At 34.5% G+C, this 7012-nt stretch carries 9 protein-coding genes; all 9 read left to right on the top strand.

The genetic code is table 11. The features are described 5' to 3' along the window. Window positions 1-77: 77 nt before the first annotated feature. The 9 genes from spoVAC to HLK68_RS14450 all read left to right on the top strand — a co-directional run bounded on the left by spoVAC (window position 78) and on the right by HLK68_RS14450 (window position 7009). Window positions 78-575: a stage V sporulation protein AC gene (gene spoVAC / locus HLK68_RS14490; protein WP_006784534.1), complete on the top strand. Its 498-nt coding sequence runs from the start codon at window positions 78-80 to the stop codon at window positions 573-575. A 37-nt stretch (window positions 576-612) separates the two neighbouring features. Beyond that, entirely contained in the window at window positions 613-1614 is a 1002-nt protein-coding gene (gene spoVAD / locus HLK68_RS14485) for a stage V sporulation protein AD (protein WP_006784535.1), read from the top strand. 38 nt (window positions 1615-1652) lie between these two features. Further along, the gene (gene spoVAE / locus HLK68_RS14480) at window positions 1653-2003 is read left to right on the top strand and encodes a stage V sporulation protein AE (RefSeq protein WP_006784536.1); all 351 of its coding nucleotides are present in this window, start codon (window positions 1653-1655) and stop codon (window positions 2001-2003) included. A gap of 27 nt (window positions 2004-2030) precedes the next feature. Beyond that, entirely contained in the window at window positions 2031-3494 is a 1464-nt protein-coding gene (locus HLK68_RS14475) for a spore germination protein (protein ID WP_006784537.1), read from the top strand. A 140-nt stretch (window positions 3495-3634) separates the two neighbouring features. Then, a complete protein-coding gene (locus HLK68_RS14470) occupies window positions 3635-4369 on the top strand; it encodes a segregation/condensation protein A (RefSeq protein WP_006784538.1) in 735 nt (244 codons plus the stop codon). Continuing rightward, window positions 4362-4934, top strand: coding sequence for an SMC-Scp complex subunit ScpB (gene scpB / locus HLK68_RS14465; RefSeq protein ID WP_006784539.1), 573 nt, complete (start codon window positions 4362-4364; stop codon window positions 4932-4934). Before HLK68_RS14470 ends, scpB begins: the two co-directional genes overlap by 8 nt. Window positions 4935-4997: 63 nt before the next feature. Further along, window positions 4998-5141: a hypothetical protein gene (locus tag HLK68_RS14460; RefSeq protein ID WP_155061965.1), complete on the top strand. Its 144-nt coding sequence runs from the start codon at window positions 4998-5000 to the stop codon at window positions 5139-5141. 135 nt (window positions 5142-5276) lie between these two features. Beyond that, a complete protein-coding gene (locus HLK68_RS14455) occupies window positions 5277-6383 on the top strand; it encodes a D-alanyl-D-alanine carboxypeptidase family protein (RefSeq protein WP_006784541.1) in 1107 nt (368 codons plus the stop codon). Further along, window positions 6383-7009 (top strand): spore maturation protein, encoded by a 627-nt coding sequence (locus HLK68_RS14450; protein ID WP_006784542.1) that lies wholly within the window; start codon window positions 6383-6385, stop codon window positions 7007-7009. Before HLK68_RS14455 ends, HLK68_RS14450 begins: the two co-directional genes overlap by 1 nt. Window positions 7010-7012 lie beyond the last annotated feature (3 nt).

The raw sequence follows: 7012 nt of genomic DNA, 5'->3' as shown, positions 1-7012 counted from the left end.
CAATAAACTAATAAATTTATCAAAAAAAGTCATATTAAAAGTAGAAAAAGAAAAATAATTAAGAGTGGTGAAAAGTTTTGAAAACTAAAAAATATGATGAAGTCATACAAAAACATGCTATCAAACCAAATTACTTTAAGAATGCTCTCGTTTCTTTTTTCTTTGGTGGACTGATTTGTGTCTTTGGTCAGGCACTCATTGAAATTAATGTTCATTGGCTAGGGTATGTCCGTGAAACGGCGAGTACCTTAGCAACTGTTACCATTATTTTAATTACTTCAATTCTCACTGGACTAGGTGTTTATGATGATTTTGGACAGATTGCAAAAGCCGGTGCGTTCGTTCCCATTACAGGGTTTGCAAATTCTTTAACATCTGCTGCCCTTGAAAGTAAGAGTGAAGGTGTGGTCTTAGGGATTGCAACTAATTTATTTAAACTTGCAGGTGCAGTTATTGTCTTTGCTGTTATTTCAGCATACGTATTTGGAATAATCCGTTATTACTTAATTGAATTTGGAATTGTTCAAATGACATCTGAAGAAGCAATTAAGATGATTATTTTAACATTACGTTAAAGGTAACCGATAAATTTTTAAAAGGATGATGATTTAAATGAGAGTTGGAAAACAATCATGGAAGTTTGAAAATTCAGTTTATTTACAAGAGACAGGAACGGCGGTTGGACCTTTAGAGTTTCAAGGTCCTTTACAAGAATATTTTGATGTAAAATATAACGAGCCTTACTGTGGTCAAAAATCGTGGGAGCAGGCAGAATCGCAGTTAATGAGAAGTGCTGTGCAGACCGTTTTAAATAAGTGTAATTTAAAAGATGAGGATATAACAGTATCTTTTGCAGGTGATTTAGTGAATCAAATAGTTCCCACTCATTATGTGTTTAGGGAATTTAATATTCCTTTCTTTGGAATATATGGTGCCTGTTCAACTTCAATGGAATCTTTATTACTGAGTTCTATTTTTGTAGATTCAGATAGTGCAAAGGTTGCTTTAGCGGCAACTAGCAGTCACAATTCAACGGCTGAACGTCAATATCGCAATCCAACAGAATATGGAGGTCCAAAACCGGAAACGGCCCAATATACGGTAACCGGTTCAGGAGCTGCCATCGTCAGTCATAAAAAATCTCCTATTCGTATTGAATCAGGAACCGTTGGAATGATCGTCGATGCTGCTCAAAATAATGCAAATGATATGGGATCGGCAATGGCTCCCGCTGCTGCTCAAACGATTAAACAACATTTAGATGATTTTGGATTACAACCCAATTATTATGATTTAATCTTAACAGGTGATTTAGCTCATTGTGGTAGCCCTATTTTAATCGATATATTAAAAAGTGATGGATATGATATTAGTGCCAACCATAATGATTGTGGAAAATTAATCTTTTCTCCTGATCAACCCGTTTTTGCAGGAGGAAGTGGTTGTGGATGTTGTGCTGTTGTCACGTATGGATATATTAAAAAGTTATTACTTGAAAAGAAACTTAAACGAGTCTTAGTTGTTGCGACTGGAGCTTTATTAAATCCAATTATTTTACAACAAAAAGAAACAATTCCATGTATCGCTCATGCTGTTGCCCTAGTTGCAGAGTAGAATTTTATGTTAATTAAAGAAAGAGGCGAATAGACAACATGATATTTTTTAATGCTTTTATTGTTGGAGGAATTATTTGTGCCTTAGGACAGCTGATTTTAGATTATTTTAAATTAACTCCGGCACATATTACGTGTAGTTTTGTGGTTATAGGGGCAGCACTTGATGTTTTCAATTTATATGATAAGTTAATTGAATTCGCAGGAGCAGGAGCTCAATTACCGATTATGAGCTTTGGTCATTCAGTCATTCATGGGGCTTTAGAAAAATCTGAGCAAATTGGTGCCATAGGAATTGGGATGGGGATGTTTGACTTAACAGCTGCAGGAATTACATCTGCTATTTTATTTGCTTTTATCGTCGCATTAATTTTTAAACCAAAAGGATGATTGAATTAGAAGGGAAGGTGGGATACGATGGGTTATGATCCATATACACCTGTTGAAAAAAATATTGATGAAAACCAAGCCATCTTAGAAGAAAGATTAGGAATTGGAAAAAGTTTTGATGTTGGTAAACGTGAAATTGTTGTCATGGGACGACGGTTACAACTTTATTATGTGACTGGTCTAATTAATTCGGATTTAATTGTTGATTTAATGACTCAGTTATTACTCTTAAATAGTTTGCCTGAGCCAGGTCACGATGTTTTGCAAACCATTCATAATCGTTTAGTCCATCAACAAGTTAATTCAACGGAAAAATTAGAAGATATTTATACTGCTGTTTTAAGCGGATTAATTGGAATTATTATTGATGAGGAAACTGAAGCTTTCATTGTTGATGTAAGGAGCTACCCAGGTCGCGGTCCTTCAGAGCCAGACACCGAAAAAACCGTTCGTGGTTCTCGAGATGGATATACTGAAAACATTATTGTGAATACAGCCTTAACACGTCGACGTATCCGTACAGGAAAACTTCGAAATGAAATTCTTAAAGTCGGAGATCAATCTAAGACAGATATTGCTATTATGTATATTGAAGATATCGCTGATCCAGTAATTGTTGATGAAATTAAAAGACGTATTTCTCAGATTAAGGTTGATGGATTAACGATGACCGATAAAGAATTAGAGGAGTTTATCACGGGACAGGTGTACAATCCGTATCCTTTAGTTCGATATACTGAGAGACCCGATGTGGTGGCAGCTCATTTATATCAAGGAATGATTGCAATCGTAGTCGATACTTCTCCAAGTGTTATTCTGGGGCCTGTTACCCTTTTTGACCATTTAACAAGTGTTGAAGAATATCGTCAAACACCAGCTGTCGGAACTTTTCTTCGTATCATTAGATTAGGTGGCATCATTGTTTCAATCTTTTTAATGCCAACATGGCTATTATTTGTTTTGCACCCAGAGTATTTACCCGACTTTCTTAATTTTATCGGGCCTCAAGAACAAGGAAATATTCCAATTATCTTACAAGTGATTGCTGGAGAGATTGGAATTGAATTTTTAAGGATGGCCTCTATTCATACACCCACTTCAATTTCGTCTGCTTTAGGGATCGTGTCTGCTATTTTAATTGGTCAAGTTGCGGTTGATGTCGGGTTATTTGGACCTGAAATTTTATTCTATGTTGCTGTTGGAGCTTTAGGAGCCTTTGTAACACCTAGCTATGAGCTTGGATTAGCCAATAAAATGTTGAAGTTATTTATTATTATTGGAACGGCTTTGCTTGGAATATGGGGGTATGTTGGGACTATTATACTAAGTCTTATTTTCTTAGCTACTATGAAAAGCTTTGGAAAACCTTATTTATATCCACTTGTTCCATTTGATTTTAAAGCTCTTATCAGGACAGTTATTCGTTTCCCTATCACGTATCGATATAATCATCAACAAAAACAAAATCAAAAAAAATCCTCAGCCAAATAAAATTATCTCCCTATGGGGAGATAATTTTTTTATCATCTCTTAAATAGTCATGAATTTGAGTTTTTTAAAGTCTATTATTGTCTTAATGTTGAAAATTCGTTACAATAAAGGGATGGAAACTAGAAAGAAGTAGGTGGGGTATGGAATATAAAGTACATATTGATGCATTCGAGGGGCCACTAGATTTATTATTACATCTTCTTAAAGAGGCTAAAGTTAATATCTATGACATCAAGATTGCAGAAATAACCCAGCAATATTTAGATTATATTCACGCAATGGAAGATTTAAAGCTTGAGATTGCTTCAGAATACTTAGTCATGGCCGCCACATTGATTGAAATTAAAAGTAAAAGTTTATTACCCAAACAGGTTGTTGAGATAGAGGATGAATATGAAGAAGATACTCGTGAGGCGTTGATTCAACGATTAGTTGAGTATCAGCAATATAAAGAAGTAACAAAAGAACTTCGTGAACTTGAAGAGGAGCGAGGTCAGTTTTTTACAAAGCCACCGATTGATTTTACAGATTACTTGGATCAAGAAGTAAAGTTACCGCAAAATCTTCAAGTCGAACAATTAATCTCTGCCTTTGAAAAATTATTACGTCGTCATAAACTAGCTAAACCACTAAAAACGAGAATTGTGCCACAAAACATATCAGTTGAAGAAAGAATGAAATCACTCAATCAACAATTAAAATATAAAAAACGTGTTGCGTTTATTTCATTATTTGAACAATACGATAAAGAATATATTGTTGTCACCTTTTTAGCATTGCTAGAATTAGTGAAGGGGCGCCAAATCAGTATTTCACAGCAGAGTTATTATGAGGATATTTATATTTCAAGTTTAGAAGGTGATGAAGTTGTTTAAACAAGAGCGTCTAGGAATTTTAGAAGGATTATTATTTGCTGTAGGTGATGAAGGCGTAAGTCTTGAACAGTTAGAATATGTCATTGATGTGAATGAGGTTGAGGTAAAATCCCTTATTTTAGATTTAAAAGATCGTTATAAGCAGGTTTGCAGCGGGATTGATATTATTGAAGTTGCGGGTGTTTATAAAATGACAACCAAGAAAGATCATGCCATTTATTTAAAACGTTTGATTCAAAATCCAAATCAGCGAGGCCTTTCAAATGCGGCTTTAGAAGTATTGGCTATTGTTGCTTATCGTCAACCGATTACACGACATGAAATTGAAAATATTCGAGGGGCTAGTAGTGATAATGTCCTAAGAAAATTATTAACCTTTTCTTTAATCGAAGAAGCTGGGCGTTTAGAAGGACCTGGTCGACCTATTTTATTTAGAACGACAGATGATTTTTTAGATTATTTTGGGATTAAAACGTTAGAAGAGTTACCTGAATTGCCATTTGTATCACCGGATTTTAACTTAGAGGAAGAAGAAGATCTATTTAACTTTTCAGAAGAATCATAAATAAATGAGACTGAAACGTGCATACTAATCTTGGCTTTACTTTTGAGAACTGGAGGTATTAGTATGGCACGTGATCCAAAAAGTAAAAAAGTTACGAATGCGAAAGCAGCCAAAAATACAATGGATGCTGAAATTGCAGCAGAAGTGGTAGATGATTCTAAACCGAAACTGAAAAAAGGTAAAAAACCTAAAAAAACTTATAATTAATAAAAAAAGCTCTCCGAACGCTGGAGAGCTTTTTTTATTTTATTTAAATTTCTCCAAAGAACTGTACGAATTTATTGATATTTTAAAATAAGTTAACATACATTGTTATGAGATTAGAATTGGGGTGAATAACGAATGAAAAAGTTAAAAGTAGTAGTCGCTATCTTACTTGTAGCCGTTGTCTTTAGTGTAAAAGGAAATCAAACAGCCAATGCAATGGGAATTAGTTCGACTTGTGGAATTTTAATGGAGCAAACAACAGGACGAGTCTTGTTTGAAAAGTGTCCCGATGAACAAATGTATATTGCTAGTATTACTAAGATTTTAACTTCTATTGTTGCGATTGAGAATGGACAATTAGATGAGTGGGTTGAGGTGTCTGATAATGCAACAAGACAGGTTGGATCATCTTTATATTTGGCATTAGGGGATCAGATGAAGCTAATTGATGTCATTTATGGATTAATGCTTCGTTCAGGAAATGATGGGGCGATGGTCATAGCTGAAGCTGTTGGAGGTGATGAAGCAGGATTCGTTAAAATGATGAATGAAAAAGCAAAAGAAATTGGAATGAAAAATAGTATTTTTCAAAATCCATCAGGTTTAGATGAAACCACATATAACTTATCTACGGCTCGAGATATGGCTATTTTAATGCAATATGCAATGAACAATCCGATTTTTAGAGAAGTGACAGGAACTGAAACACATAAGGCGACGTCTAAAAATGGAACTCCTTATGTATGGCATAATAAACATAAATTAGTGACAGGGTATTATGAATATGCGATAGGAGGGAAAACGGGGTTTACCGAAAGAGCGCGTAGGACTTTAGTGACTTCTGCACGTAAAGACGATTTAGAACTAGTCGTTGTCACGCTAAAAGCGGGAGATGATTGGAATGATCATATGAGTTTATTTAACTACGGATTCGATAACTATGAATTAAAAAAGGTGATCGAAGCTGGTCAATTATATGGAGAAGATTTAAATTCAACCGAAAAGTTATATGTTAAAGATACTGTTTATTTAGCAGTGAAAAAAGATGGAAGTGAGTCTGTTACAACAGAATTAGTTCTATATGAAAGTCCAAAAACAGATGAGGTTGGAACATTAAAGATTTTGTTAAATGATCAAGTAGAAAGAGAAATTCCTGTTTATCGTCCAATACAAGTAAAAGAAAAAGAATTATCTTGGTTTGATAAAATTTTTAATTGGTTTACCGGGACGGTGAATTATTAATGATTCATAAAATTTGGATGGGATTATTTACTGTCGGAATTATTTTTAGTTTTTTGAATGGAACAACGGGGGATGTTAATAATGCTATTTTAGCAGGAGCCCAAGAAGCGATTAATTTACTTCTTTATTTAGCCGGGATTATGATTTTTTGGACGGGAATTTTACAAGTAGCGAATCATTCTAAGATGCTTGATCTACTTTGTCATCTCTTAACACCTATTACTAGATTTTTGTATCCCAAACTTAGAGCAGATCACCCAGCTTTAAAGTTTTTAACAACGAATATGGTTAGTAACTTATTAGGTCTAGGGAGTGCGGCGACTCCTACGGGATTAAAAGCAATGAAAGAACTTCAGGCAACAAACCCAAATCCTGAAAAACCTAGCTTTGAAATGTATACTCTACTTGTCATGAATACAGCTGGATTTACGATTATCCCTACAACGATTATAGGACTTCGTCATTTATATCACTCACAAAATCCAAGTGAAGTATTTGTTCCTATTCTGTTTGCTTCTGGTATTACAACGATTGGAGGATTACTCATTCACAATATCTATAGTCGTTTAAAGCGAGTCCAATCATCGGGTGATCAAGGATACGATAAACGATTAGAAAGAAGGTGAATG

It is taken from the genome of Turicibacter sanguinis (assembly GCF_013046825.1).
Taxonomy (GTDB): domain Bacteria; phylum Bacillota_I; class Bacilli_A; order MOL361; family Turicibacteraceae; genus Turicibacter; species Turicibacter sanguinis.
This window is presented reverse-complemented; position numbering and strand designations above follow the sequence as displayed.

Bases quoted from the DNA above. Each gene is read 5' to 3' on its own strand.
- spoVAD (WP_006784535.1), top strand. From the start codon at position 613: ATGAGAGTTGGAAAACAATCATGGAAGTTTGAAAATTCAGTTTATTTA.
- spoVAE (WP_006784536.1), top strand. From the start codon at position 1,653: ATGATATTTTTTAATGCTTTTATTGTTGGAGGAATTATTTGTGCCTTA.
- HLK68_RS14475 (WP_006784537.1), top strand. From the start codon at position 2,031: ATGGGTTATGATCCATATACACCTGTTGAAAAAAATATTGATGAAAAC.
- HLK68_RS14470 (WP_006784538.1), top strand. From the start codon at position 3,635: ATGGAATATAAAGTACATATTGATGCATTCGAGGGGCCACTAGATTTA.
- HLK68_RS14460 (WP_155061965.1), top strand. From the start codon at position 4,998: ATGGCACGTGATCCAAAAAGTAAAAAAGTTACGAATGCGAAAGCAGCC.
- HLK68_RS14455 (WP_006784541.1), top strand. From the start codon at position 5,277: ATGAAAAAGTTAAAAGTAGTAGTCGCTATCTTACTTGTAGCCGTTGTC.
- HLK68_RS14450 (WP_006784542.1), top strand. From the start codon at position 6,383: ATGATTCATAAAATTTGGATGGGATTATTTACTGTCGGAATTATTTTT.